The organism is uncultured Metabacillus sp., from assembly GCF_947503125.1.
Taxonomy (GTDB): Bacteria; Bacillota; Bacilli; order Bacillales; family Bacillaceae; genus Metabacillus.
In genome coordinates this window covers 111,621-137,806 of the sequence record NZ_CANNCR010000003.1, presented here as the reverse complement: position 1 = coordinate 137,806, position 26,186 = coordinate 111,621, and the positions used below count along the sequence as shown (strand labels likewise).

Annotated in this window: 26 protein-coding genes; 11 read left to right on the top strand and 15 right to left on the bottom strand. The window is 37.8% G+C overall.

Annotated elements, in window-relative coordinates; all coding sequences use genetic code 11:
- Positions 1–127 precede the first annotated feature (127 nt).
- The 3 genes from Q1B07_RS04140 to Q1B07_RS04130 all read right to left on the bottom strand — a co-directional run bounded on the left by Q1B07_RS04140 (position 128) and on the right by Q1B07_RS04130 (position 2,616).
- Complete coding sequence (locus tag Q1B07_RS04140) at positions 128–1,528, bottom strand: HAMP domain-containing sensor histidine kinase (protein ID WP_299087272.1); 1,401 nt, start codon at positions 1,526–1,528, stop codon at positions 128–130.
- Complete coding sequence (locus tag Q1B07_RS04135; RefSeq protein ID WP_299087274.1) at positions 1,518–2,228, bottom strand: response regulator transcription factor; 711 nt, start codon at positions 2,226–2,228, stop codon at positions 1,518–1,520. Before Q1B07_RS04135 ends, Q1B07_RS04140 begins: the two co-directional genes overlap by 11 nt.
- Positions 2,229–2,418: 190 nt before the next feature.
- Positions 2,419–2,616, bottom strand: a complete 198-nt coding sequence (locus tag Q1B07_RS04130; protein WP_046587614.1) for a cold-shock protein — start codon at positions 2,614–2,616, stop codon at positions 2,419–2,421.
- A gap of 257 nt (positions 2,617–2,873) precedes the next feature.
- On the opposite strand from Q1B07_RS04130, the gene Q1B07_RS04125 reads away from it, so the two are divergent.
- Positions 2,874–3,422 carry a CBO0543 family protein gene (locus Q1B07_RS04125; protein WP_299087279.1) on the top strand — a complete coding sequence of 183 codons (549 nt, stop codon included), beginning with the start codon at positions 2,874–2,876 and terminating at the stop codon, positions 3,420–3,422.
- 51 nt (positions 3,423–3,473) lie between these two features.
- Here the strand turns inward: Q1B07_RS04125 and Q1B07_RS04120 are convergent, their stop codons facing one another.
- Both Q1B07_RS04120 and Q1B07_RS04115 read right to left on the bottom strand, forming a co-directional pair.
- On the bottom strand, positions 3,474–6,590 hold the full coding sequence (locus Q1B07_RS04120; RefSeq protein WP_299087281.1) for an MMPL family transporter: 3,117 nt from the start codon (positions 6,588–6,590) through the stop codon (positions 3,474–3,476).
- A 2-nt stretch (positions 6,591–6,592) separates the two neighbouring features.
- On the bottom strand, positions 6,593–7,054 hold the full coding sequence (locus Q1B07_RS04115; RefSeq protein ID WP_299087283.1) for a MarR family transcriptional regulator: 462 nt from the start codon (positions 7,052–7,054) through the stop codon (positions 6,593–6,595).
- A 171-nt stretch (positions 7,055–7,225) separates the two neighbouring features.
- Here Q1B07_RS04115 and Q1B07_RS04110 point away from each other — a divergent pair, with 171 nt between their 5' ends.
- The 3 genes from Q1B07_RS04110 (at position 7,226) to Q1B07_RS04100 (ending at position 9,277) form a co-directional block, all read left to right on the top strand.
- Positions 7,226–7,426: a hypothetical protein gene (locus tag Q1B07_RS04110; protein ID WP_299087285.1), complete on the top strand. Its 201-nt coding sequence runs from the start codon at positions 7,226–7,228 to the stop codon at positions 7,424–7,426.
- A 156-nt stretch (positions 7,427–7,582) separates the two neighbouring features.
- Entirely contained in the window at positions 7,583–8,380 is a 798-nt protein-coding gene (locus Q1B07_RS04105; protein ID WP_299087571.1) for an MBL fold metallo-hydrolase, read from the top strand.
- A 72-nt stretch (positions 8,381–8,452) separates the two neighbouring features.
- Entirely contained in the window at positions 8,453–9,277 is an 825-nt protein-coding gene (locus Q1B07_RS04100) for a protein-glutamine gamma-glutamyltransferase (RefSeq protein ID WP_299087287.1), read from the top strand.
- Between the two features lie 55 nt (positions 9,278–9,332).
- Here Q1B07_RS04100 and Q1B07_RS04095 read toward each other — a convergent pair whose 3' ends face one another.
- Together Q1B07_RS04095 and Q1B07_RS04090 are read right to left on the bottom strand one after the other, a co-directional pair.
- Positions 9,333–9,557 (bottom strand): DUF2651 family protein, encoded by a 225-nt coding sequence (locus tag Q1B07_RS04095; protein ID WP_299087289.1) that lies wholly within the window; start codon positions 9,555–9,557, stop codon positions 9,333–9,335.
- A gap of 79 nt (positions 9,558–9,636) precedes the next feature.
- On the bottom strand, positions 9,637–10,041 hold the full coding sequence (locus Q1B07_RS04090; RefSeq protein ID WP_299087291.1) for a secondary thiamine-phosphate synthase enzyme YjbQ: 405 nt from the start codon (positions 10,039–10,041) through the stop codon (positions 9,637–9,639).
- A gap of 257 nt (positions 10,042–10,298) precedes the next feature.
- Here Q1B07_RS04090 and Q1B07_RS04085 point away from each other — a divergent pair, with 257 nt between their 5' ends.
- Both Q1B07_RS04085 and Q1B07_RS04080 read left to right on the top strand, forming a co-directional pair.
- Positions 10,299–10,544, top strand: a complete 246-nt coding sequence (locus tag Q1B07_RS04085) for a hypothetical protein (protein WP_299087293.1) — start codon at positions 10,299–10,301, stop codon at positions 10,542–10,544.
- 5 nt (positions 10,545–10,549) lie between these two features.
- Positions 10,550–11,545 carry a TrkA family potassium uptake protein gene (locus tag Q1B07_RS04080; protein ID WP_299087295.1) on the top strand — a complete coding sequence of 332 codons (996 nt, stop codon included), beginning with the start codon at positions 10,550–10,552 and terminating at the stop codon, positions 11,543–11,545.
- Here Q1B07_RS04080 and Q1B07_RS04075 read toward each other — a convergent pair.
- Positions 11,542–11,946: a YugN-like family protein gene (locus Q1B07_RS04075; protein ID WP_299087297.1), complete on the bottom strand. Its 405-nt coding sequence runs from the start codon at positions 11,944–11,946 to the stop codon at positions 11,542–11,544. The two genes, Q1B07_RS04080 and Q1B07_RS04075, sit on opposite strands and share 4 nt — an antisense overlap.
- 353 nt (positions 11,947–12,299) lie before the next feature.
- On the opposite strand from Q1B07_RS04075, the gene Q1B07_RS04070 reads away from it, so the two are divergent.
- On the top strand, positions 12,300–13,397 hold the full coding sequence (locus Q1B07_RS04070) for a CotS family spore coat protein (RefSeq protein ID WP_299087299.1): 1,098 nt from the start codon (positions 12,300–12,302) through the stop codon (positions 13,395–13,397).
- The gene (locus tag Q1B07_RS04065) at positions 13,394–14,791 is read left to right on the top strand and encodes a glycosyltransferase family 4 protein (RefSeq protein WP_299087301.1); all 1,398 of its coding nucleotides are present in this window, start codon (positions 13,394–13,396) and stop codon (positions 14,789–14,791) included. The genes Q1B07_RS04070 and Q1B07_RS04065 overlap by 4 nt, the downstream gene beginning before the upstream one ends.
- A 467-nt stretch (positions 14,792–15,258) precedes the next feature.
- Here the strand turns inward: Q1B07_RS04065 and Q1B07_RS04060 are convergent, their stop codons facing one another.
- Genes Q1B07_RS04060 through Q1B07_RS04050 form a run of 3 tightly spaced genes read right to left on the bottom strand, consistent with a single transcriptional unit; the run spans position 15,259 to position 18,682 of the window.
- Positions 15,259–16,449: a glycosyltransferase family 4 protein gene (locus Q1B07_RS04060; RefSeq protein ID WP_299087303.1), complete on the bottom strand. Its 1,191-nt coding sequence runs from the start codon at positions 16,447–16,449 to the stop codon at positions 15,259–15,261.
- On the bottom strand, positions 16,449–17,402 hold the full coding sequence (locus tag Q1B07_RS04055; RefSeq protein ID WP_299087305.1) for an NAD-dependent epimerase/dehydratase family protein: 954 nt from the start codon (positions 17,400–17,402) through the stop codon (positions 16,449–16,451). Before Q1B07_RS04055 ends, Q1B07_RS04060 begins: the two co-directional genes overlap by 1 nt.
- A complete protein-coding gene (locus Q1B07_RS04050) occupies positions 17,399–18,682 on the bottom strand; it encodes a UDP-glucose/GDP-mannose dehydrogenase family protein (RefSeq protein WP_299087573.1) in 1,284 nt (427 codons plus the stop codon). The genes Q1B07_RS04055 and Q1B07_RS04050 overlap by 4 nt, the downstream gene beginning before the upstream one ends.
- A 513-nt stretch (positions 18,683–19,195) precedes the next feature.
- Between Q1B07_RS04050 and Q1B07_RS04045 the strand changes: the two genes are divergently transcribed.
- Complete coding sequence (locus Q1B07_RS04045; RefSeq protein WP_299831936.1) at positions 19,196–20,026, top strand: UTP--glucose-1-phosphate uridylyltransferase; 831 nt, start codon at positions 19,196–19,198, stop codon at positions 20,024–20,026.
- Between the two features lie 255 nt (positions 20,027–20,281).
- Here the strand turns inward: Q1B07_RS04045 and Q1B07_RS04040 are convergent, their stop codons facing one another.
- Entirely contained in the window at positions 20,282–21,367 is a 1,086-nt protein-coding gene (locus Q1B07_RS04040) for a CotH kinase family protein (RefSeq protein WP_299087309.1), read from the bottom strand.
- A 153-nt stretch (positions 21,368–21,520) separates the two neighbouring features.
- Between Q1B07_RS04040 and Q1B07_RS04035 the strand changes: the two genes are divergently transcribed.
- Complete coding sequence (locus tag Q1B07_RS04035; protein ID WP_299087311.1) at positions 21,521–21,757, top strand: hypothetical protein; 237 nt, start codon at positions 21,521–21,523, stop codon at positions 21,755–21,757.
- Between the two features lie 373 nt (positions 21,758–22,130).
- Here Q1B07_RS04035 and Q1B07_RS04030 read toward each other — a convergent pair whose 3' ends face one another.
- Both Q1B07_RS04030 and Q1B07_RS04025 read right to left on the bottom strand, forming a co-directional pair.
- A complete protein-coding gene (locus Q1B07_RS04030; RefSeq protein ID WP_299087313.1) occupies positions 22,131–23,483 on the bottom strand; it encodes a glucose-6-phosphate isomerase in 1,353 nt (450 codons plus the stop codon).
- Between the two features lie 213 nt (positions 23,484–23,696).
- On the bottom strand, positions 23,697–24,860 hold the full coding sequence (locus tag Q1B07_RS04025) for an iron-containing alcohol dehydrogenase (protein ID WP_299087315.1): 1,164 nt from the start codon (positions 24,858–24,860) through the stop codon (positions 23,697–23,699).
- Positions 24,861–25,002: 142 nt separating this feature from the next.
- On the opposite strand from Q1B07_RS04025, the gene Q1B07_RS04020 reads away from it, so the two are divergent.
- Positions 25,003–25,227, top strand: coding sequence for a DUF378 domain-containing protein (locus Q1B07_RS04020; protein ID WP_299087317.1), 225 nt, complete (start codon positions 25,003–25,005; stop codon positions 25,225–25,227).
- Between the two features lie 479 nt (positions 25,228–25,706).
- Here Q1B07_RS04020 and yugI read toward each other — a convergent pair whose 3' ends face one another.
- Positions 25,707–26,105 (bottom strand): S1 domain-containing post-transcriptional regulator GSP13, encoded by a 399-nt coding sequence (gene yugI / locus Q1B07_RS04015; protein ID WP_299087319.1) that lies wholly within the window; start codon positions 26,103–26,105, stop codon positions 25,707–25,709.
- Positions 26,106–26,186: the final 81 nt, after the last annotated feature.

Sequence of the window (26,186 nt, the reverse complement as noted above, 5' to 3'; positions counted from 1 at the left end):
ACGTCTCCTTAATCAAAATAATCTGCATATTAGCCTTCTTTTTATTGTAACGGAAAATTATTAATAAACTATGAACAAATGATGAAAAAATGAAAAAAGTTACTAGAATTGCTCCAGTAACCATTAATCATGAAATTGGCAGCTTAATCGTAAACTTCGTCCCTTTATTTTGCTCGCTTGAAATAGAGATTCTCCCTTCATGCAGCTCGACAAGACGTTTAACAATCGAAAGTCCTAAGCCAAATTCGCCGAACTGGCTGCTGGTTCTTGATAAGTCCGCTTTATAAAATCTCTGCCAGATGGATTCAACCTCATGCTTATCTATGCCTATTCCGGTATCTTCAATTTCAATGATTGTTTCATGACTTGTTTGGCTGCCGCGAAGCCAGACTGAGCCTTGATTTGTAAACTGAATGCTGTTCTTTGTAATGTTCATTAAGATCTGAATAAGCCGGTCATAGTCAGCAAAGACGATACTCTTCTCATCAACGTCAATTTGCAGCTCAATTCCCTTTGCTTCCGCTTGATAGAGTAAATGATCCTTAATGACTTCCAGTACCTCTTTCAACTGGATCTTTTCTTTCAGCAGCTTCAGTTGATTTGAACGAATCCGTTCATAATCAAGATTTTCATTCACAAGACGAATTAACCGTTTTGTTTCCTGGCTTACAAGCTGAATGCCTTTTTCCTTTTCACTATCGGCAATCATATTGTTTTTAAGCCCTTCAATCACACCGCTAATCGTTGTCAGCGGTGTACGGAGCTCGTGGGAAACATCGGCAATAAATTGTCTTCGCCGTTTCTCCAGGCGATCGATTTCATCGTTTTGCGATTTTAATTGATCAATCATTTCATTAAAATCATTCGCCATTTCTGCTATTTCATCGAAGTTAGAAGCAGGAATATAGGCATCATAATCACCTTTGGCAATTTTTGAAGTGGCATTTCTTATTTTTTGGATCCGATTGACATGAATTTTTGAAAGAATCCAGCTTAACAGAAAGGACACTGATAACGCAATAACCACAGTGTAGAGCAAAAATTGATTCATTTCACTAATAATTTGCCGGGAGCCGCTAACCGGGGAGATGAGCAATATTCCTCCGATCAGCCCTCCTCCGCCAATATATGGGATAGCGACTAACGAAACCTGTTGGTCGGCCCATTTAATATTATGCCTTGTTACAACTTTTTCACCATTAACAAGCTTGTTCCAGTCTTCTTCCGTTATTCGCGTTCTTGGCGAGCTCGGGGAAAGAGGATAAACAATTCTGCCTTGCTGATCAAAAATACTGAAAAAGATATTTTGTGAGCTTAAGACATTATTATATTGGGCTAAAACAAATTCCTGTCCGGTCTGGTTAAAATCATCAAGGATCTGTTCCCCAAACTCGGTTAGTTCTGATACTTTATTTTCGTACACCAAATTTTCAACATAGTGGGCAAACAGCAAACTTAAAATTAAAAAGGCAATGATCAATATACTGATATGACTTAAAAAAAGCTGATAAATATATTTAATCCTCATTCGCTTCTACCGATTCATCAAATTTATAGCCCACTCCCCATACGGTATGAAAAAATGGATGTGTTTCTGTCTCGATCTTCTTTCTCAATCGCTTAATATGGACATCAACCGTACGTTCATCGCCATAAAATTGATAACCCCAAACCCGTTCTAACAGCTGCTCTCTCGTGAATACTTGGCGGGGATGTTTTAGAAAATAATAAAGCAAATCAAACTCTTTTGGAGTAAGATTCGTGATTTTCCGCCCTTGCAAATAAACCTCACGTGTTGATTGGCTCATTTTAAAGTTTTCCGTTAGCAAAACATCTGAGCTGCTTACCTGCTGATCCTGTTCGGCTAGCTGATAGCGGCGCGTGACAGCCTTTATTCTTGCCATTAAGGCTAATGGGCTGAACGGTTTTGTCACATAATCATCTGCCCCCATTTCAAGTCCAAGCACTTGATCTGACTCACTATCTTTTGCTGTAAGCATGATGATGGGGATCGTGCTTTTTTCTTGCCTAATCTTTCTGCAGAGTGTGACACCATCCATTCCTGGAAGCATCCAGTCGAGAATTAATAAATCCCACTCATGCTTTTTATACTCCTCATAGCCCTTAAGTCCATCATGAACAAATTTACCGGTTATTCCTTCTTTTGAAAAGAACATCTCAAGCATCGAACAAACACTTGGATTATCTTCAATCACTAAAACGTTCATTTTCCACCTGCCAGTTGTATCTAATACCTAAATATAGTTCTACATTTATTCATTTTATCGTTTTCTCACCCGGTGTACAAATAATTCAAGATTGGACTTCTCCATTTAGCATGTAACGGCTTGTTGGGCGTAAAAAAAAGACCCCGAAACCGGAGTCTTTTATTAGAGCTGCCTATGCAGCGTTATTTCATTATTTTTGAACGTTTGCAGCTTGTGGTCCACGAGCGCCTTGCTCAACTTCAAAAGTAACTGTTTGGCCTTCTTCTAAAGTTTTGAAACCTTCACCTTGGATAGCAGAGAAGTGTACGAATACATCGTCTTGGCCTTCTACTTCGATAAATCCAAAACCTTTTTCTGAATTAAACCATTTTACTTTACCTTGTAACATTGTTTTTCCTCCTGTGTGGAATAATTAACCCACATTGTATTACTATTCTTGCTAGACAACGACCTTTCAAGAGGAAACTTTTAAAGCAACTTCCATCAATAATCCTTATCCGAACAAAAATAATTAATATTATTCTAACACTTTATTTTCCCAAAATCAAGGATCGAAACAGATATCTTTGATTTACATAATTATTATAAAGGTGATCAGAAAAATAAGAAAGTTTCCCCACTATCTTTATTGGAAAGGGAGGTTCTATGAATACACCTGACTTTGACGACGTGCAAAAGGTAAGGGAAAAGCTTCAAGAGACCAGCTTTGATCATTGGTTTCATGATGATGTTTTTGCATTAGCATGGTGGATCTTGCTTTTATCGACAATCCTTCCTTATATTCTATGGTGGAAAATTGTTGATAAAACCAATTTATTTGAAATTGCTGCATTCGGGTTGATATGTGCTGTTTTTGCTTCCTTTTTGGATTTAATTGGTGTATCGCTAGGTCTTTGGGGATATCCAGATAAATTAATCTCCATTATTCCTCCACTCATTCCAGCTGATTTAATCGTTATTCCAGTTGGCTCTATGATCGTCTATCAATACTCTTCTACTTGGTTTTCTTACATTTGGCGCTATGTCCTATTTGCATTTTTGCTGGCCTATGTCATAGAGCCTTTATTTACCCTCCTTGATATATACCAAAGCTACAAGTGGTGGAATCACACCTGTTCATTCATTGGATTGTTACTATTCGGAATCAGCATCAGGGCGTTTATTAGCTTTCTCAAAAAACATGATCGGTCTTAAAGGAAAGAGGCCGTCTCTATCTATTTGAGACAGCCTCTTCCTAAACATCACTTATGCTCGTTTAAACGGCCACCAGTTTGCGGCACCAAATGTTTTGACCATAACCGGAACAAATAGAGGTAAAACAATTAATGCGTAAAGGAGCAAGCCTGTTAAAATAATTGAAGCAATTTGGATAAGGGAAAGCATGCCTGAAGGAATCATAGCTGCAAATGTCCCGCCAAGGATGACTACAGCCGAAATAATAACGGTTCCCATCTTTTTCATCGATAAAAGCATGGCCTCTCCTACTGATAAATCCTTATACTCATTAAAACGATCCATTAAGAAAATACTGTAGTCAACACCCAGGGCGACGAGAATCACAAAAGCAAAGAATGGAACAGCCCAGCTGATTCCTGTATATCCTAATAGATTCACAAAGATCACTTCATTTATTCCAATGGCTGTGTAATACGTTAAGATCAAGGAGCCAATCAAATAAAGCGGCATGATGAGTGATCTAAATAAGAAAACTAGAATAATCGAAATACCGACAAGCATTAAAATAACGGTACGTGTATAGTCGTTATTAGACATTGTATTTAAATCAGCATTTGTACTTGTAATTCCTCCGATTGCGACCTTGGCATTTTCTAACTTCGTAGCCTTTGTCGCACGTTCAATCGCCGCATTAATGGCATCAACCTGATTGATTGCTTCATTAGAGTAAGGATTTGCCTCAAAAATCACATCAAATGTCATGACTTTACGGTCACCAGATAAATAGGTATCAAGCGCCTGTTGGAAATCCTCACTTGTTAACACGTCTTCAGGCAAGTAAAAGCCTGCTGTCTCGGATGTTTTCGCTAAGTCGGCTAAATAATCCTGAGCAGAGCCGAGTCCATTTGATACTTGATTTAATCCTGTAACACTTTGATTTAATCCACTTGTTAATTGATTCATTTGTCCATCAAGATCGCCAAAACCATCTAGCAGCTGCTTTTGACCTGTTGTGACACTTGAGAGACCATCTGATAATTTTGGCATATTGCTTACAATTTGGCTCTGTCCGTTTGCAAGCTCATTTAAGCCTGCTTGCTGCTTTTCTATTCCGGCAATAAGTTGTGCTAATCCTGCTGAGATTTGTTTATGGCCCTCAATCAGCTGAGCGAAGTTTTCATTTGCCTTACTTAAGCCGTTGCTGATACCACTTTGTGTTTCGGTTAATTTACCAATTCCTTCTGCTAGCTTAGGAAGCTGTGTAGCTGTAGTTTGGACCGTAACTTTGATATTTTTATAATCTCCATCGTCAGTCAGCTCTGGATACTTCGCTTCTAGATTTTTAAAACTTTGATCTAATTGAGACAAGGCACTAGATAGCCCTGTAATCCCGTTGCCAATCTTGCTATACTCTGAAGTTAAAGCATACAGACCATTTGCTGCATTTTGATATCCCGAAAGCAGCTGGCTGCTTCTGGCTTGAAGCTCTTCAACTCCTGCCTTCGCTTGAGCTAAACGCTTCTTTATCTCATCAGAACCGGCAGATCCTTGACGAATTCCAGCCTCAATTTTGGCTAGGTTACTCTGAACTTCTGACATTCCTGATTGAATTTCCTCAGTACCCGAGATCAAATCATTTATTCCACTTGTTGCCTCTTGAAGCTGTGGCGACGATTTGGTGAGTTCGCTTACCGCCTCTGCCATTCCTTTACTTATCGTGTCAATCCCATCTTTTCCATCATTAAGACCTTCTTCAAGCGTTCCCGCTTGGTTAGCCACATAGAACTCGTCTATTTTTTCACCAGTCGGCCTAGTCACAGAACGGACGGAATCGACTAAATCAACTGTTTCGAGCTCCTGACTAATCTTTTCAGCTAAGCTGATATATTCTGTTGAATCCATTTCTTCATCATTTTTTAAAACAATTTGTGTCGGCATAGATTCCCCTGGACCAAAGCTGTCTGAAATCGCATTAAACGCTTTTATTGAGTTGACATCACTCCCGATTTCCTCTAAGGAGTTATATGATAATTCGCCATCATATTGCACTAAAAATGGGACAGATATCGCTGCAACAATTAGCAGAGCGATGAGTGGACGGGTAAGCGAAAAACGGCCGACAATTGCCCATAATTTACTATCCTTATGTTCAAGAGTTCCTTTTGATGGCCAAAAGATTTTATTCCCAAGTACCGCCATGAAGAAGGGAACAACGGTAAACAATGCGACCAACAAGACGGCAACTCCAACCGCTACAGCTGATGCGGATTGATAAAGCTTAAATTGGGAAAACCCAATGGCAGCAAAGCCGATCATGACAGCTATCCCGCTGAAAAAGACAGTGCGTCCAGCATGGCGATACGTCGCAACAATCGCTTCTGGCACACTTTCATGATGTGACAGTTCTTCTTTAAATCGACTTAACAACAAAATACAATAGTCTGTACCAATTCCGAATAAAACAGCCACTAAAAAGATCTGTGTAAAATTTGAGATTGGAAAGTTCACAACATCAACTAAAATCGCAACAATTGATTGTGAAGCCAAATAGGTAATCCCGACGGTAATAAGCGGAATAAGTGGTGCAATAACAGATCGAAATACAAGGAGCAGGACAGCTAAAATAAACACAACGGTAATCCCTTCCGTTTTCTTTAAGCCTTCCTGTGAGCTTGTCATGACATCTTGATCAATCATCCAGCCGCTCGTATAGTAATGATCCACATTGACATCTTCAATTGCCTTATAAAGTAATGCTGATACTTCCTTGGCTTCCCGGTCATTCCAACTAACCGACACAGACGCTAAAATGGTTTTACCGTCCTTTGATACTAGCTGTTCCTTTAAACTTTCTTCATTAAAGTGAGTAAGAATTTCTGTGACGCCAAGCTCTTTGTTCTCCTCGAGCAATCGAATCGCTCTTTCAGCTTCCTTGATTTCCTTAGTTGACAGTTTATCTTCATTATGAAAAACAAGGGCCACCTGTGTTTCATCTCCGGCATTTTCCTGCCTCTGAACATCCTCCAAAATCTCACTTGCTAAGGTTGAAGAATATCCTTCCGGGACGCTAATCTGCCCTTTCTCACGCACAAGGTCTGCCATATTAGGCGCAGCAAAAAATAACCCTGCTACTACAGTAATCCAAGCAACAATAACAAGCCATTTTCCTTTAATGATGGTGTTCATCGCTATTCCTCCAAATGACAGTTTTTAAGAGACTTTAAAAGTCTATCAAGCTTTTCATATGTTTCAATAAATGCGACAATTTCGCTTTCCTCAAAACTTGTAAGTATGGATCCTACTAAGTTGCAAATTTTATCCTCTGTTTTTTTGTATAACGCTTCCCCTTTCTCCGTTAGTGTTAAGTAGATGACACGGCGATCATTTTCATCACGTGTCCGCTTAATTAACTCTTTGTCTGTTAGGCGATTGATGATCGCAGTAATCGCGCTTTTCTTTACCTCAAAGACCTCTGCAAGCTCGGTGGATGTACATGTTCCGGCCTGGTGGATGTACCGCAATGTGTAATGCTGGTCATTTGTAATTTCTTCACCGATACTGTCCTTAATTAGGTTTTCACCCTTTTTTGTTACGGAAAAGGACACGGAAAGGTACCGGTTAATCAAATCTTCTATCTGTTTTTCCTTCATAAAGAAGCCGCCCCTCTTATTAGTTCAATGATTTAACTATTCAACTATTTAACTATATATCGGCATTCGACTGCATGTCAATGAATATTCTGATACGTATTAAACTAGAACATGGAATCATCATTATAGGCATATAATAGGAAACAATAATCGGAATGAGGAGGGAAAACAGTGAAGCTTTTGTTCAGTCGTAAGCAGTTTTTCAAGAGAAATCAACAAGATCTTTCATGGCTCTTTTTTTTCATTTTCGTTATCCTGCTAATCGGCTATGCAATTGATTTTCTCATTTATAAGGATTGGTCTTTTTTGTATGTAACAATTGCAGCACCACTTATTTTTGGCTTGATTTATAGAGGGAAAAGCAAAGGATAGAAACCCTCACCATTCCTGAAGAGTTTTCCTCGTATCCCTCAATGTATTATCCAGCAATGCTTCCTCTTTCTCGTTTTTTAAAGATGGCATACTTTACTTTTTCGCAGGGAAAAATAATGAAAATGAAATGCTTTGGGGGTGTCAAAAGTGAAAAAAATGCCATTGACCTCTATCACGAGTGGAATGGGAATTGAAGTTCTTCCAGATGTTTTTTGTTTATCAGATCAAATTGTCAATCTCTGTTTTATTGGAAACCCAAGAGAGACGAATGAGTTTGTCTTGATTGATGCCGGAATGCCGGGATCTAGTGAATTCATTATAAACGAAGCGGAAAAAAGATTCGGGGAAGGCTGCAGGTTGAGCAGCATCATCCTGACACATGGACACTTTGATCATGTTGGTGCTTTACCTGATTTGCTGTATAAATGGGATGTACCGGTCTATGCTCACCCTTTGGAAGCGCCCTATTTAACCGGAAAAAGTGATTATCCGCCGCCAAACCAAGAAGTGGAAGGATTTGTCGCAAAAATGTCTAAAAAGTTTCCAAGACATAGCATCGATATTAGCTCACATCTAAAGCTGTTAAGTAACGATGGTATCCTGCCTTCCTTACCGGACTGGCGTTATATCCACACACCAGGACATACACCAGGTCACATTTCATTGTACAGAGAGCATGACCAAGCATTAATTGCTGGAGATGCGTTTACCTTGGTTGAACAGGAATCATTATATGATGTCATCACACAAAAACAGGAAATGCATGGCCCGCCAGCCTACTTCACGATTGATTGGCAGGATGCATGGGAATCTGTCAAAAAACTAGATGCATTAATGCCCTCAATCGCTATTTCAGGACATGGACTGCCAATGGCAAATGATGAGTTAAGGACAGAGCTGAGAAAACTTGCACTTCACTTTGATCAAACCGAAATTCCGAAAAATAGAAAATGATATCATACAATTTTGTTTCCTATCTCTAACCTTTCTTCTCTCCACATACACTTTAGTGATAGGAGGGAGAAGATGATTTATATAGGAAATAATTTTGTGCAGGAAAATCAATTGTACACATCGACACTTTCAGAGGAAGAAAGAGAAATGATTGATCGTATGGGCCGGTATCCAATCAAGTATACCTTTTTGAATAATGATCATTTTCTGTTTGTCCTTCATTTGCGCTCTTCAATTATTAAGGCATCAAGAGATTTGTTTGCTAGTGAAGCCAGGTTCACCACTTTTGAAAACGCCCGTTGTAATGAACGGTATTGGAGATTAACAGTGCAAGGAGGCTTTAAGCTTAGAGACGGAATTCGTCCGTCCGATGCGATCAATGATATTTTTCAAAATGGCGCCAAGTACGGGTTTGAGTGTGCGACTGCGATTGTAATTATTTTTTATAAAGCCGTTCTTGATTCGATAAATCGCACCCAATTTGACCGAATCTATCAAGGCATGTACTTACGTGACTGGCAATCGGATGATGACCTGCCCATTTATACAAGAAGGGGAAATGATTTTATTCCCGGTGATTGCCTATATTTTAATAACCCGCAATTTGATCCAAAAAGGCCACAATGGCGCGGGGAGAATGTGATTGATTTAAGTAAAGGACTATATTTTGCTCATGGAATAGGGATAAAAACAGCAGAAGGTGTTATCGAGGCTTTAAATAAGCGGAGATATCCTAACGCAACTATATCAGCCTATTTACTGTCACAGGTGACTCGAATTGATGATTATTATCTCTATCAATTTGAAAATGACAGTCATCGTCAAGGAAATGTTCCGCGATTTATCTCACAAAAGAAAATAGTCGGCAGGATTGGCACACACTTATATTATGATTAACTGAAAAAGGCTGTCTAAAATGGATTAGGCCCATTGAGACAGCCTCTTTATTTATTCAGGCCGTTTTTTTAATGATCGCCATCAGAAAAGAAATGATCGTTGATAACAATGTATATCCGAGCACCCAAATAAAAAATGTTTCGTTAAAAAACAGGAGCAGAATAAATGATAAGAGAACAAAAACAACAGCAGGTGCAACATAGATTTTTTTGGTCATCATAAACCCTGCAATTGAAACTAAGATGACTATAACAAAAAAGAATATTAGTAAGAATTCCATACATCACCTCATACTGACACTTCCTAATAGATCATATTAACATATCAAACATAGAGTAAGCATTCCAAATTAACTCCCATTAAGATTGGGATAAAGATTTTATATAAAAGGTTCTTTGTCTTGGACCGTCAAATTCACAAAAGTAAATGCCTTGCCATGTTCCTAAAAGCAATCTCCCATTCGTAATAATTACTGTTTGTGATGCCCCAACAGTGCTTGCTTTCATATGCGCTGCCGTGTTACCTTCTGCATGCAAGTCTTTTACGACATTCCACGGATAGACTTCATCAAAGCGTCTAATCATATCCCGTTTTACATCTGGATCGGCATTTTCATTTATCGTTATTCCAGCCGTTGTGTGCGGACAATAAATTAAGACAGCCCCTTCTTGTATTCCTAATTCACTCACGAAGGCTTGGACTTCTTCTGTTACCTCAATCATCTCATCGCGTTTATTTGTACGCAGCGTTTGTTTTTTTAACATGTCAGTCTCTCCCTTTATCAGAGTTACATTCCGTTGGATAAAACCCTTTGCAAGATATTTATTACGGATAATCCCATTGGTTTATTTAAAGTTGACAATCTCTCTTCTTATTTTAAACCATCCTGCTATTTTTTCCAGCAGACTAATTTTCATTACCATTAAATTGTATAATTTTCGCAAGCTATTTTAGGAAGTGCGCATACTAAGAAAAGCGAAAGCGCCTTAAAGAGGATATGTTGAGAAGGTGTGGTGATTTTTTGAAAGTCAGTGAAGAGGAAAAAAAGCAGCTTAGTGAAGCAATTGATAAGATGAACGAAGGCTTAGATACATTTATCGGATTTTATAATGATTCTGAAGAAGATAAAGGATTAATTGAGTTCTCAGAGGAAACCATCAAAACGATCGAAAACGCAATCGAAGTTTATGGGAAAGAAGAAGTCACAGCAAAAATAAATACGATTATTAAAGAAGTTTTATCATTCTTACCTAATAAGAAGGGTTGAGTTCAATGGCCAAAACGAATAAAACAATTATCCAATGGCTGAGATGGCCCATACATTACCGAATATCATTAATCGTGCTTTTTATGATCCTTGTCTTTGGAGAAATCATCTCACTAGTGGAACCTAAAGAATTTCCTACAACGTTTGACGGGATTTGGTGGGTTGTTGTGACGGTCTCAACTGTGGGATTTGGTGATTATGTTCCTGAAACCTATTTAGGACGGGGAATAGCGATCATCATGATCTTAGCAGGCGCAAGCTTTGTTTCAGCTTATTTTGCCAGCATCTCTGCAGCGGCGATTAAAAGGCAAAATTCACATGCAGAGGGCACTATTTCATTTAAAGGCTCAGATCATGTTGTCATTATTGGCTGGAATGAAAAAGCAAACGAAATGATCGAATCACTTCAATCCGTAAAACCGTATAAACAAATTGTCTTAGTAGATGATTCTTTAAAAGAATCACCGCTAATTGAAAATGTCCACTTTGTACGCGGAAACCCGCTCCATGATAAAACCTTACTGAAAGCAAATATTTTAAAAGCCGATGCGGCCATTATCACTGCTGACCAGCATAAAAATGAGCATGATGCAGATATGCATTCCATTCTTGTCTTATTAACATTAAAAGGAATCAACCCTAGTCTGTACTGTATAATTGAAATTTTAACCGAGCTGCAAACGAAAAACGCAGATCGTGCCGGTGCCGATGAAATCATTCGCTCCTATAAGCTAACTAGCCATTTTATGATGAGCAGCTATTTAGCAAAAAATGGACTATCTAAGTTTTACTCTGAGCTGAATCCAGCAAGTGGAAATTTATTTAAAATCTTGCCAGTATCAGATGAGCTAATTGGAAAAACATTTAAAGAAGCAAGCCATGAGCTTCTTGAAAAAGAATCGATTTTAATTGGAATAAATAGAGGAGAGGAAACAAAAGTCAATCCCCCCCTCACCTATGAAATTCAACCCTTGGATTCATTAATTGTTTTTACACACTAACTAAGCAGCTCCGCTTCCAATTGCTTAACAAGCTCCTTCCCGGTCTCAACATATTTTTCAGGGAAGGCAGCATCCTTTTCTTCCGGCTCCTGGAACTGATTAAACGAAGCACTAAAATTCCCAATTTTCGCATGATCATCCATATCTTCCTGATATCGATGGGATAATAAAAATGGTGTGCCAATTTCAACCATCGTATTAGGTGTGTCAAGCTGACCATCTGTCGCTTTGAAGGGAACTCTTAAATATTGATAGCCATTTTGAGAATCAATTTTATAATCAAAATATCCATGATCATACTCCCAATTGCCGCCAATTGAATACCCCATAGGCTTTAGCTTTTGTTCAAGATCATACAATTCAATCGTTTGCCCTTCTAATCTTGATTCAATCTCGATCATTGTTTAACCCCCTTTTACCTTTAGATTTTCCTAATGATAAAAAAACATTCTTTTGCAGCTAAAGATGTGTTGAAATGAGTGGGGCTGCTTTTTCGCTCGCGCCAATCATTGCTCGATTACGTCGATATCAACTTCAATTCTGCCGTTCTTATTTCTATTTCGCCAATATCAACCTTACTTCCGCTATTTTATTTTCTATTCCGCCGATATCCTCCCTCGATAACTTTTAGATTCATTTTAATTCAAATGAACTTATAGACAATTATTTTTATCTATGGACAAATGTCCACCCAATTTTTCACTAAGTGAATACAATGTAAAAACAAAAATACCCAGGGAAGGAATGACTAGTTTTGGAGCAGCTTATTACACCATGGGATTCAGATGAAATATTAGATGATTTATACGTTCCACAATATATAGAGGAAATGGCTCAACAAGTAATTAATCAATACGACTTTAAAGTGAACAGCATGGAAGTTATTACAACAAAGGCGGATAAGGGTGGACTAATATGGAAAATCAATACGAGCAAGGGGCCAAAAAGCTTAAAAATACTCCATCGGAGACCATCCAGGAGTTTATTTAGCATTGGTGCACAGGAATATTTAGTCAATGTTAAAAAGGCTAGAGTACCACCGATTGTAAAGACAAAATCGGGCAGCAATATAGTGGAAATGGGAGGGAAAATCTGGTTTGTTGCTGATTGGATTGAACCTCTTTATCAAGTATCTGCAGATATTGAAGGGGCAAAGCTACTAAGCAATGCCATTGGCGAATTTCATCAACTTTCTCAAGGATATGTTCCTCCTAAAGGAGCAGAAAATGCTTCAAGACTATTTCGATGGCCAAATGCATATAAAAAGATTGTTAGAAAAATGACCTGGTTTAAAGATGTAGCCAAATTATATTCAGAAATGCCCGCTAGCAGGACCATTTTAAACACAGTAGATATATTTGAGGAGCAAGCAAAAAAAGCATTAACTATGCTGGAACAATCCTCATATCAACAAATGGTCTCCAAAGGAAATAAGGAATGGGGATTAGTGCATCAGGATTATGGATGGTCGAATGGACAAATGGGACCAGGCGGCATGTGGATCATCGACCTTGATGGAGTAGCGTATGATATTCCTATTCGAGATTTACGCAAGCTCATTACCGGCTCTATGGATGATCTAGGAAAATGGGATATCAATTGGATTGTAGGAATGCTGGAAGCATACAATGAGGCGAACCCTATCACAGACGACTTGTTTGAAATTCTATTGATCGATTTTTCATTACCTAATTTATATTATAAAAATGTAAAAGAAATGTTGATTGAGCCAACCATAGCTTTAAATAGTGAATTGGATTCTGTTGTCCAAAGAATCGTAGAAATTGATAAGACAAAATGGCCAATAATTGAGCAATTGCGGAAAGAATGGAGAGGGGGAAATAGGAAGTGAAAATACTAATAGTTAGTACGGAAAAACTCCCAGTGCCACCAGTAAAAGGGGGGGCAATCCAAACATTCATCGCTGGAGCTATTCCAAACTTAAGAAAAAACCATACTATTACAATAATAGGAAGGGACGATGAAACATTACCAGATACGGAAACAAAAGATGGTGTTCATTATGTAAGGGTCCCAGGCGGGTTATTGGAGACATATCAGGAGGGTGTTGTAAATTTTCTTAAAAACAATACCTTTGACTTAATTCACATTTTTAATCGCCCCCGCCTCGTTTTACCGATACGGGAAGCGGCACCAGGTTCACGTATCATTTTAAGCATGCACAATGATATGTTTAAGAGGGAAAAAATAGATCCTGAAGAAGCTCAGAATGCAATTAATCAAGTAGATAAAATTATTACAATAAGTAATTATATTGGAGGAGAAATAGTAAAGCTTTACCCTGATGCCCAACCTAAAATTCAAACGATTTATTCTGGTGTGGACCTGGATCGATTTGTTCCAACATATTCGGAAAAAGGCAAAAGAATTAGAGCTTCCATGCGTCAAAAACACGGCCTTGAATCAAAAAAGGTTATTTTGTTTGCTGGGCGGCTTTCAGTGAACAAGGGGGCAGATGTGCTCCTGCGAGCGATGGTGGATTTAGCTAAGAAGCACCCAAATGTGGCTTTAGTTCTAATGGGAAGCAAAGGCTTTAGTGATAATCGAATGACCGATTACATTTCTTATATTAAAGCGATTGCAGACCGCCTTCCTATCCCAGTGATCACTACTGGTTTTGTGCAGCCAGATCAAATTCAAGACTGGTTCGCTGCTGCAGATATCTTTGTTTGTCCTTCTCAATGGGAAGAACCGTTAGCCCGGGTACATTATGAAGCAATGGCAGCAGGATTGCCAATCGTGACAACTGCCCGTGGAGGAAACCCTGAAATAATCGAGATTGGAAAAAATGGGTTTATCGTTGAGAAACCAGACGATCCTCAGGAATTTGTCACACACTTATCTAAATTACTCTCTAGTCCTTCCCTCTGTAGGGAAATGGGACAATATGGACGGCACATTGCAGAAAAAAATCATAACTGGAATCGAGTCATCGATGATATATCCCAAGTTTGGAGTGGGATTGAGCATAAAATTAAAAATAACATTGACATTAGCAGTCCTTCAATAATTCATGATGAGAAAGACATTAGTACTCCTTCAATAATTAACGAAAAGAAAGATGAGCAACCGTTAACTGAAAAAACAGCAACTGAAAAGACCCCATTAGAGAAGAAGCAAGTTCGAGAAAAACTAAAGAAGCCAATTAAGAAATTCCCTCTTCCTTCAACGCCATGGTTTAATAAAGAAAATATGGCTATCAAGGTAAATACGATTGAATCTTAACCTTTTGAATGGCGGGTAAAAGGTTGGCTGGCAACCTAAAGTTTCCCCTTTGGAAAGGACATTTTAAGAAAAGCACAAGGCGCTAAGCATTCGACGACAAGCATAAGTCAAATAGGAATAAAAAGTGCTCTTTACCTTCTATTCCTATTTGACTATTTTTTCACGTTAAAAAAGTATAAATGCAACTAGGCAATCGCCGGCGCCTTAAGGCATGGCGCTAGCCAATTTTTCTTTACACTTTAAGAAAGCATAAATTGTCAGCAAAGATGAAAGTTCGACGTAGAGGACAATTTTAAGTTTAAAGTATAAGGGCAACTAGGCAATCCCCGGCAAACTTAATGCATGGCGCTAGCCAAGTATTCTTTATCATTATACATATAAGTACCCTATAAAGCAGACATAAAAATAAAGTCTACCCTATAGGGTACGGTTTAACTTTTTGCTTACCCTAAATATTGTTAAATGAATCAGAATCGAAATAACGGCAATCCAAACTTTTTATGAAATTGATCTTCCTTGAGTTTTGGAATCAATTCAGAATAAACGTTGGTTAATCGGCTTGCTACATGATGGAATTGGAAATTTGATTCCACCAATTTTCTAGCATTTCTTGTAATTCTATCTGCTGTAACAGGATTCATCAAATAAAAATGGATTCCCTTTGCAAATTCACTAACTTGATCGTACGCCTCTATTAAATAGCCAGTTTCTTTATGGGAAACGACCTCTGCATTTCCTCCTCTATTAGTTGAGATAGTTGGAATTCCAGCAGCAAATGCTTCATAGTGAACCCGTGCTAACGGTTCTTGCCATTGGGAAGAGCAGACGAAAATATCACTCATTAAAAAAATATTCGAAATTTCCTTTGCAGGAATAAAATTCGTGAAAATAACTTTGTCTCCTAATGGTTGGGCTAATTTCTTTAAATAACGAATATATTTATTGATCCCATCATCACTAAACCACTTTCCCCCTGTAATCACAAGGACCGCGTTAGGATGTCTTTTAGCAATGGCTTTAAAGGCAGATATCAGAAGATGAGGACCTTTATTTTTTGTGAGCCTTCCAACAAATAATATGACCTTCTTATCTCCGATATTGTATTTTTGTCGATATTCCTTGCGAATTTGTTCTCCCTCTGGCGACCAGACAGGGGGATATTCCATTAAATTTACTCCTGAGTAAACTACTTTTATTTTGGACTCTGCTTCAGGAAACCGCTCCAAAACAGTTTGTTTTATATAATTACTTACAGTAACAATTCTTTCCACAGAGTTTACAATTTCCTTCCCTTTCTCCAGAGAAACTTTTTTTTCGGAAAGCATTTCATTATGAAGTCCTAAAACAAATTGGCTTGATGGGGAAGCCTTTTTATAAAGGGGGATACTTAATGGTCGGTTAAAAACATGAACAATGTGAAACGCTTTTTCAGCAAGTATTTTAGCAATATTTACTTCATAATTTTCAGGCGGTAATCGAATGTATTGTACGCCGCTACGTACTTCATAATCAGGAAGGGATGGATCGGTGACAGAGAAAATAGTAAAATTATATTCTTTACTGATAAATGGCGTTACACCGTCGATCATCATTTGAATAGCTCCACCCTTTATGGCAGGAGAAGGGAGCTTTTCTGTACAAATAAAAGCGAGTCTCATTACTCAACCCCCTTATAAATAACTAGTAAATCCTCTATTTCATGGAGTAGCCCCTCTTTTAATGACACTACTGGCTTATATTGAAGTATTTTCTCCGCTTTTGAAATATCTGCCCAAGTATGTCGCGGTTCCCCACGAGTTTTCCCAATAAAGTCAAGGGTTGCTTTTTGCCCCATTATCTCTTCTAATATTTCAATGACTTCTAATATAGATTTACGTTCCTTGCCACCGATATTAATTGTTTCTCCAAGGGTATGCTCCGCATAAAGAGCGGCAACAGTTCCTTCAACACAATCTCTTACAAACGTAAAATCACGTGTTTGTTTCCCATCACCGTATATTGGAATAGGTTTATTCTTTAACATGCATTCAATAAATCGATGAAACGCCATATCAGGCCGCTGTCTAGGTCCATAAACAGTAAAATATCGAAGAATGGTGATAGGAAGGCCATCGTTTTCACTGTATACCTTACATAAATACTCACCTGTAAGCTTTGTTACTCCATAGGGAGAAAGAGGGGAAGGCATACTATCTTCCGAAACCATGCCAACCTTTTCTCCATATATAGAAGAGGTGGAAACATAAATAAACTTCTTTAAAGGAACATTCTTACAAGCCTCTAACAGTCGTTGGGTAACGAGTATATTATTTTCTACATACAATTGGAAGTTGTTCCCCCAGCTAGAACGAACACCAGGCACAGCTGCTAAATGAAAAATTACATCATCTTTAGAAAGAATTTTACTCCAATCAATTTCTAATAAATTTTGATTAAAAAATTGAAAACGGGGATGGATCAGAAGATTTTCTAAATTTTTTAATTTAATTTGCTTCTTGGAAGGGTCAATAAAGCCATCAATGCCAATAACTACATTCTGTTCTTCCTTTAATAACCTTTCGCATAAGTGAGAACCGATAAACCCAGCAGCTCCCGTTACGATAATTCTCATTTTCTAGCCACCCCAATATAATGAAATTGATGGCTTGTTACGATTTTAGGGTCAATAATATTCCGGCCATCCACTAAAATATTTCCCTTCATAAAATCCTTTACCTTTTTCCAATCAACGGTTTTAAACTGATTCCATTCTGTAGCAATAATTAATGCGTCTGCTCCTTTAATAGATTCATACATATCTTGATGAATGGTAATGGCAGGTTCATATAAATGGACAATAGGGTCATAGGCATGGATCTCTGCCCCTCTTTCGAGCAATTTATCGATTAATAATAATGATCTTGATTCGCGTATATCATCTGTTTCAGGCTTAAAGGATAATCCCCAAACGGTCATTTTTTTCCCATCGAGGCTTGTTAATTTATTCACTAGTTTATCAATATATAAATCAATTTGAGAGTCATTCACATTTTGAACAGCCATTAACATCTCAGGAACGATATTTTTCTGTTTGGCAGCATATTCTAATGCCCGCACATCTTTTGGAAAACAAGATCCACCATAGCCTAATCCGGCATTAAGAAAATAAGGACCAATTCTTTTGTCCGTTCCTAACGCATTTGCAATATGGGATATTTCTACATTATAGGCGTCACAAATACGTGCCATTTCATTAATGAATGATATTTTTGTTGCCAAAAAGGCATTACTGGCATATTTAATCATCTCTGCACCCGTTAATGAAGTAATAATATAAGGGGCATGCAGCTTCTCATACAGCGTTTTTACTATTTCAATAGGTTTCGTTCTTCTTGCACCCAACACAATTTTATCGGGATTCATCATATCAAATACAGCATTTCCTTCTCTAAGAAACTCTGGGTTGGATACAACGTCAAACATACTAGAGTCAATCCCTTTTTCTATTAAAGACTGATGTATCCATTCATTTGTTCCTGGTAATACCGTACTTTTAGTGATTATGGTTTTATGGGAGGTTATCGTCGTCTGTACTATGGTGTTTATGACTTCTATAATGGCAGTCAGGTTTTGACTTCCATCCTTATTTGTGGGAGTACCGACTGTGATGTAAAGGATTGGGCAGTCTTTCATCACGCCCTGAATATCAGTTGAAAAATGAAGGAGACCCCTTTTTTTATTTCGGACAATCAGTTTCTTTAATCCTGGTTCATAGATGGGGATTTCCCCCTCCAGTAATTTCTCTATTTTCAATTTATTCTTATCAACACAGTGAACCTCATGACCTAAGTCCGCCAACACAGCACCAGTAGTTAAACCAACATACCCTGTACCAATGACACATATTTTCATCATTATCAACCCTCATTGGCTATATGTTAGAAACATTCAATATACTAATATCTTATTTAGCTTTATACAAAACGTGAAAGTGGGTTAAGTATTTAGAATGAAATGGGTGCAAAAATAAGAAATGCGCAAGCGCCTTGGTCATCGCCGTACAAACTGGAGGAGCATCGACTGAGATAAAGGAAACACGGTAAGCGAAGCGAACCGATGTTGACTTATCGTAGGGAGATGATCTGAAGTTTGATAGGCGATAGGCGCTGGAGCTGGACACCAAAACTAAGTACAAAATTTTATACTTTCTACCTTTGAAAAAAAGCGCAAACGCCTTGATCAGCCTAAGGCAAATAAGACGCTCATGAATAGAAGGCGTTCTTTGCCTTTAATTCTAAATTGGCTAGACGCTGCAGATAGACACCAATACTAAGTAAAAAATTATACTTTCTCACCTTTTCTGATCGGACAAATTACCAAGTAAATATTATAGATTAAAATATAGAAAGTGAAGAGGAGAGGTTTATGATGAAGACAGTAAAAAAAGCAATCATTCCTGCTGCAGGTTATGGAACGAGAAGTTTACCAATAACAAAGGTAGTTCCAAAAGAAATGTTTCCCATTGCAGGTAAACCAGCCATACAATATATTGTTGAAGAAGCCATAGAATCAGGAATTGAAGAAATCTTAATTGTGGTATCCCGCACTAAAAATATGATTTTAGATTATTTTGACCGCTCACTAGAATATGAAGCTTTTTTAGAAAAGACAGGGAAGCATCATTTATTGAAAAAAATCGTGGAGCCTGCTATTTCTATTCAATATATACGCCAACCCTTTGCAGATGGACTAGGTGCGGCGATACTTTTAGGCAAGGGATTTGCTAATAAAGATCCATTTGCTGTTCTTCTTCCTGATGATATATTTCTAAAAAATGATCAGCCAGCTTTACGAGAGCTTTTAGACGTATATAAAAATTATCAATCTACAGTAATTGCCCTAGAAAAAGTAAATGAAAAATTATTAAAGAACTATGGGGTAGTAAAAGGAATTGATATAAAAGATAATATCTATGAGATTTATGATATTGTAGAAAAACCTCGTTCCAATCCCCCATCTAATTTGGCGGTAAGCGGGAGGTACATTTTTGAACCATCTATTTTTTCACATTTAGAAAAGGGACACAAAGGAGTTGGAGGAGAAGTTCAACTGACCGATTCAATAAAAGAATTTTTAAAGCTAGAAAAGTGCTACGGAGTGGAAGTCTCCAGCAAACGTTATGACATTGGTACTGAAGAAGGATATTTCAAGCTAATCCAAAAAGTAATGAGCAAATCAGAGCAAGAGGATGAATAGACAAAAGGATCACTCGTCCTATAACAGTGAGCTTCAAATTTGCTTCGTGTACCTCAGACAGAGGATTTGTCCCCAGGGTTGCCTTCAGATTCCGCGTTACCAAGGGGGCACCCTTGCCTTCATCTAATTGTTCGTATCCCCCACACATAATGACTCTCACAACCAAGTTGATAAACATTCCCGGCACACTAAAATGACTCCCAACATAAAAAATGCTGAGAGCCTTTTGCATTATATTTTAGTACTTTTTCCCTTTTATTTCAGATTATTAAGATGTTTTCTAAGATAATCATTGCGATTCGAAATAAATTCTAGGATAAATTCTGGCTCTTGATCAAATAACTCAATGGTATTCTTTTTATAAGGATCTAATGATATATAGGGGCGCAATAGCTTGTGGAGATTTGTAATTCGGGGTTCAAATTCCGAAACTGTAAAATATTTGTCTAATATTTCTTCTAGGAGTAAGCGATATTGAACGCGGAATTCCTTTACATCAAGAAGTCGTGCAGTGAGTGTATTATATCCTTCTATGGGCACCCGATTAAACTTCATAACTCCTCCATTCCAATTCCTTCCAAATGTTGCATCAAAATCCCATGGAATCATTTCGTACAACCCTGTTTCACCATTTCGATAAAGGGCATAATTTTGAATGAATGCATCATAGTTCTGTGTACAAACCACACCACAAAGCCAAATTAAATATTTTTTGACATCCAAGTACTTTACAATTTCTTTGCCAAAATCAAATCGCGGAATCGTATTGATTTTTATTATTAGACTTTCTAAATCAAGGTCATCCTCATCATTTCCTAATTTGCGCAAATATCCTGAAATAAGTGAAGCTTTGGGCTCTCCCTTCGTGGTTAATAAAGAAAAGTTAGTTTGATGATTTGTTGCATAATAAATAGGTCCATATAATAGCTGTCTTTTTTGCAAAAACAAATCATCGACAGATTCAAGCTGCAAGTAAATTCCTGAAGGCATTCCATTAACCTCAATTAAAACATACCTGCAATCAGGTGAAATACTCCCTATTTGCTTAAAAAAATCAAAAGATAGCTTATTTCGAATGAAAGAAGGATCACAATATTCTGCATTAAGGTGAACTTCACGCGCTGCAAATTCCTCATTAAATGTTCCAAAGTCGATTTTATAAGATTTTTTACTAAATTTTCGTGTGTGATTTCCACGATAAGTAATACCGATATCGTATGAAGTATTGTTTGCAACTAATTTTGAAGGAATAGGTTCTTCATGCCAAACATTTCCTTCTAAAAATTCAAGAAGTTTGGGTTGAATAGAAATACTTAATGTAGGTATAGTATTTTTCTGCATCTACATCATTGCCTCCCACTTTTCTCACTATCATATGAAAAAATAGGGCGTTTGATAATAAATTAATGAACTAGTTTAGAACCAATTAAAAAATATTTCATAAAATACACTACCTTATTTATTAAGGATCATTGTTGAAAGGTGGTTTTATAGATGGGAAGAGAAGAGATAAAAAAGATACTTAAAGAGGCAAAAGATGCTGGAAATGAAGAATTCCTAAGTAGAAACCCAGGATCAAAAGCTAATGGTAAACATTCTGGCTCCGGTTCTGGCTCTGGTTCTGGTTCCGGCTCTGGCTCTGGTTCTGGTTCTGGTTCCGGCTCTGGTTCTGGCTCTGGTTCTGGTTCCGGCTCTGGCTCCGGCTCTGGTTCTGGCTCCGGCTCTGATTGATAATGCGATCCTGTTTATGCTTCGGAATAAACCTGAAATAAAAATGGTACCCTTCAATAAATATACTTTCGCGATATCTAAATATGTTAACAATAACATTCTCGAAAAAGTAATCTAATATTACGTGCTGCGTTGACATTCCATTTGGAAGTTTTGTAATTGAAAACGCTTATTTAATGTTATTTATTCGATTTATTATTTTGTTAATTTATAACTTTAATTGTCAGGAAATGAAAACTGAATCAATTGATCATTTGCAAATCATATGGCTGATGTGACCAATTTTAACTAAATATGGTCACATCATTTTTTCACCCATATGATTAAAGCTTAAGTTCAGTTTTAAAATATACTATTTTTAGTGGGAAAACTCTTATTTCTCCAGACGGCTCTCTAATTCAGCCTTTTTCTCTTCAAAGCCTGGTTTGCCTAGTAACGCAAACATGTTTACTTTATAAGCTTCAACACCTGGTTGGTCAAATGGATTTACTCCAAGCAGATAGCCGCTCATTGCACAAGCTTTTTCGAAGAAGTATGCTAAATAGCCAAATGTATACTCGTCCATTTTTGGAATGGATACAACTAAGTTTGGTACTCCGCCATCTGTGTGAGCTAGCATTGTACCTTGGAATGCTTTTTTGTTAACAAAATCAACAGATTTTCCTGCTAGGTAGTTTAAGCCGTCTAAATCGCTTTCTTCTGCCTCAACAATTAGCTCATGACGTGGAGTTTCTACATTGATAACTGTCTCAAAAATGTCACGACGTCCTTCTTGAACATATTGTCCAAGTGAATGCAAGTCTGTTGAGAAGTTTGCAGATGAAGGATAGATGCCTTTTTGATCTTTCCCTTCACTTTCACCAAATAATTGCTTCCACCATTCAGAGAAATATTGAAGCCCTGGCTCATAGTTAATAAGCATTTCGATTGTTTTCCCTTTGTTGTAAAGGACATTGCGAACTGCTGCATATTGATATGCAGGGTTTTCTTCTAGCTCAGATTTACCGAAGTCCTCACTTGCAGCTGCTGCACCTTTCATCATTGCTTCAATGTCAACACCTGTTGCCGCAATTGGCAATAAACCAACAGCAGTAAGAACTGAATAACGACCGCCAACATCATCAGGAATAATGAATGATTCGTAGCCTTCTTCTGTTGCTAGAGTTTTTAATGCGCCGCGCGCTTTATCTGTTGTTGCATAAATACGCTGCTTCGCTTCTGCTTTTCCGTATTTCTCTTCAAGAAGCTTTCTAAAGATACGGAATGCAAGCGCAGGCTCAGTTGTTGTACCAGATTTAGAAATAACGTTAATTGAGAAATCTTTGCCTTCAAGTAGATCTTGAACATCCTTCATATATGTAGAGCTAATATTGTTTCCAACGAAGATCACTTGAGGAGCGTTTCTTTGCTCTTTAGATAAAGAATTGTAGAAAGAATGGTTCAGCATTTCGATTGCTGCGCGTGCTCCTAAGTAAGAACCGCCGATCCCGATTACTAAAAGAACATCTGAATCAGATTTGATCTTTTCAGCACTTTTTTGAATGCGGGAAAACTCTTCCTTATCATAATTTTTAGGCAGATCAACCCATCCTAAAAAGTCGCTTCCAGCACCTGTTTGTTCATGAATTGAATGATGTGCAACTTTCACAAAGTCACGCAAGTATGTAAGTTCATGCTCATTAAAAAAAGAAAGTGCATTTGAGTAATCAAAGCGTACATGTGTCATACCATTTTCCTCCAATATTCATCAAAATAATTATAGCTATTATCACTTTATCTAAACTAAAGAGGTAAATCAAGACAAGCTTCCTATGTAAGCGTAACCAATAATATTTTTTTCGTTAATACCAAAAGACTAAAAGGGCTGACCACTTAAACACAATCTGTTAGAAGAGTGTTTCATGAATGGGTCAGCCCCTATTGAGTAAGCCTTGAAATATTATAATGATGCTGTCAAAATCGCCACTACATCCTGTTTATTTAGCTTTTTAAAGTTGCCGAATTCACCATTTACCATCGCTTTATCTGCCATGAGTTCGATATTCTCATCACCAATTTGGTAGTCTTGTAAACGGCTTGGCGCTCCGATGCTGCTCCAGAATTCACGAAGCTTTTCAATCCCTTCTAATGCAATCGTTCTGACATCTTTTCCGCTTGGATCAACATCAAAAACATTTACGGCAAGCTTAACAAATCTCGATACATTTTCATCAAGAGTATGCTTCATCCAATTTGGGAATAGAATGGCCAGTCCCCCGGCATGCGGAATATCGTAAACGGCTGAGACTGCATGCTCAATATTGTGGGTTGCCCAATCTCCACGATAGCCCATTTGCAATTGGCCATTAAGAGCAATCGTTCCAGAATAAAGAATCGTTTCACGCAGTTCATAGTTCTCTAGGTCTTCGATTAATTTTGGTGCCGTTTCAATCACCGTTTTTAATAGTGATTCACAAAAGCGGTCCTGGAGCGGTGTGTTTTTCGTATGATGAAAATACTGCTCAAAAACATGTGTCATCATATCAACCATTCCATATACCGTTTGATCCTTTGGAACTGTGAACGTATTTACCGGATCTAAAATAGAAAATTGCGGGAAAGTAAGCGGGCTGCCCCATCCATACTTTTCTTTCGTTTCCCAATTTGTGATGACAGATCCTGAATTCATTTCAGACCCAGTAGCTGCGAGTGTTAAAACTGTGCCAAAAGGAAGCGCCTCTGTTGGAATATGTTTTTTTGTCACAATATCCCAAGCATCTCCGTCATATTTTGCGCCAGCAGCAATGGCTTTAGTACAGTCAATAACACTGCCTCCGCCTACGGCTAAAATAAAGTCAATCTTCTCCGCTTTGCATATTTCCACACCACGATGAACCGTTGATAATCTAGGGTTTGGTTCGACACCTGATAACTCATATAAGTTAACATTAATTTTCTTTAACACATTGACGACATCATCATAGAGACCATTTCGCTTAATACTTCCTCCACCATATACAAGCAGAACATTTTTTCCATATTTTGGAACTTCAATTTCTAATTGTTGAACCTGCCTTTTCCCGAAAATCAGTCTAGTTGGATTATAGTATGTAAAGTTTTCCATTTTCAGATCGCCTCCATAGTTAGATTATGTACATTACCATTTTTATTGTAAAGAAAACTGCTTTTCCCATGAATTCCCACTGAATATAATTTCCTTTTCTACACAATCTAATCATGTAGTCATATTCAAAGGAGGTTGCACAATGAGCGCCATTCAACGTATAGCACTTGTTCTTACAATAATCGGAGCAATTAACTGGGGTCTTATCGGATTTTTCGATTTCAATTTAGTAGCTATCATCTTCGGCGATACTGCATTATCACGTATCATTTACGGTCTAGTTGGAATTGCAGGATTAATAAACCTCGGTTTGCTCTTCAAGCCTTCAGCTGAAGTTGCAAGAGAACCTCGTCCAGAAGCAAGATAATAAGAAAAGCGCAAGGCGCTAAGCATTCGGCGACAAGCATAAGGCGAATAGGAATAGAAGGTGTTCTTTACCTTCAATTCCTATTTGACTTATGACCTCGAGCCGATGGCGCCTGGAGCTAGACACTAAAACTAAGTACAAAATTTTACATTTTCTTAAACTTTAACAAAAGCGCAAGCGCCTTGCTCAGCCTAGGGCAAATAAGACGCTCATGAATAGAAGCCGTTCTTTGCCTTCAATTCATGAGTGGCTAGGCGCTGGAGCTAGACATCTAACTAATCTTGCGCTTACCAATGAAAAAAGGATGGAACGCAATGCGTTCCATCCTTTTTTTGTACGTTAAGCGAAAGTATAAATTGGCAGCGTAGAAGACTATTCGACGTAGTGGCCAATTTAAAGTATGAAGTATAAGGGCAACTAACCCCTCTGTCTTCACCTTTACAGGCTCGCCAATCGGCGAGTTTTTTTTATCCGATCATTTATTTTTTGATTTCTTCACGCTTCGATTGTTCGATCCATTCTTCGAGCTTATCTTTTAATGTATTGAATCCTTGTGGAGTTTCAGTATCGGTTTTAACAGTTGCTTGGTGTTTTTTAGGTTTTTTCGGTGCTTCTTTCTTTTCTTCAGCTGGCGGCTCTTGTGTTGCGCGAATGGATAAGCTGATTTTCCCTGAATTTTCGTCTACAGAAAGCACCTTAACTTGTACTTCGTCGTTAAGCTTTAAATGTTCGTTTACATCCTTTACAAATCCATGAGTAATTTCTGAAATATGAACTAATCCTTGAGTTTCTTCATCAAGTGCAACGAACGCTCCGTATGGTTGAATTCCTGTAACTTTACCTGTATGCACACTTCCTACTTCGTACTTTGTTGTCATGATAACACTCCTAATTTTCTTATATTTAAAGGTCTCTTTATACGCAATAAAAAATTATATCACATTTACACCTTTTTTTCA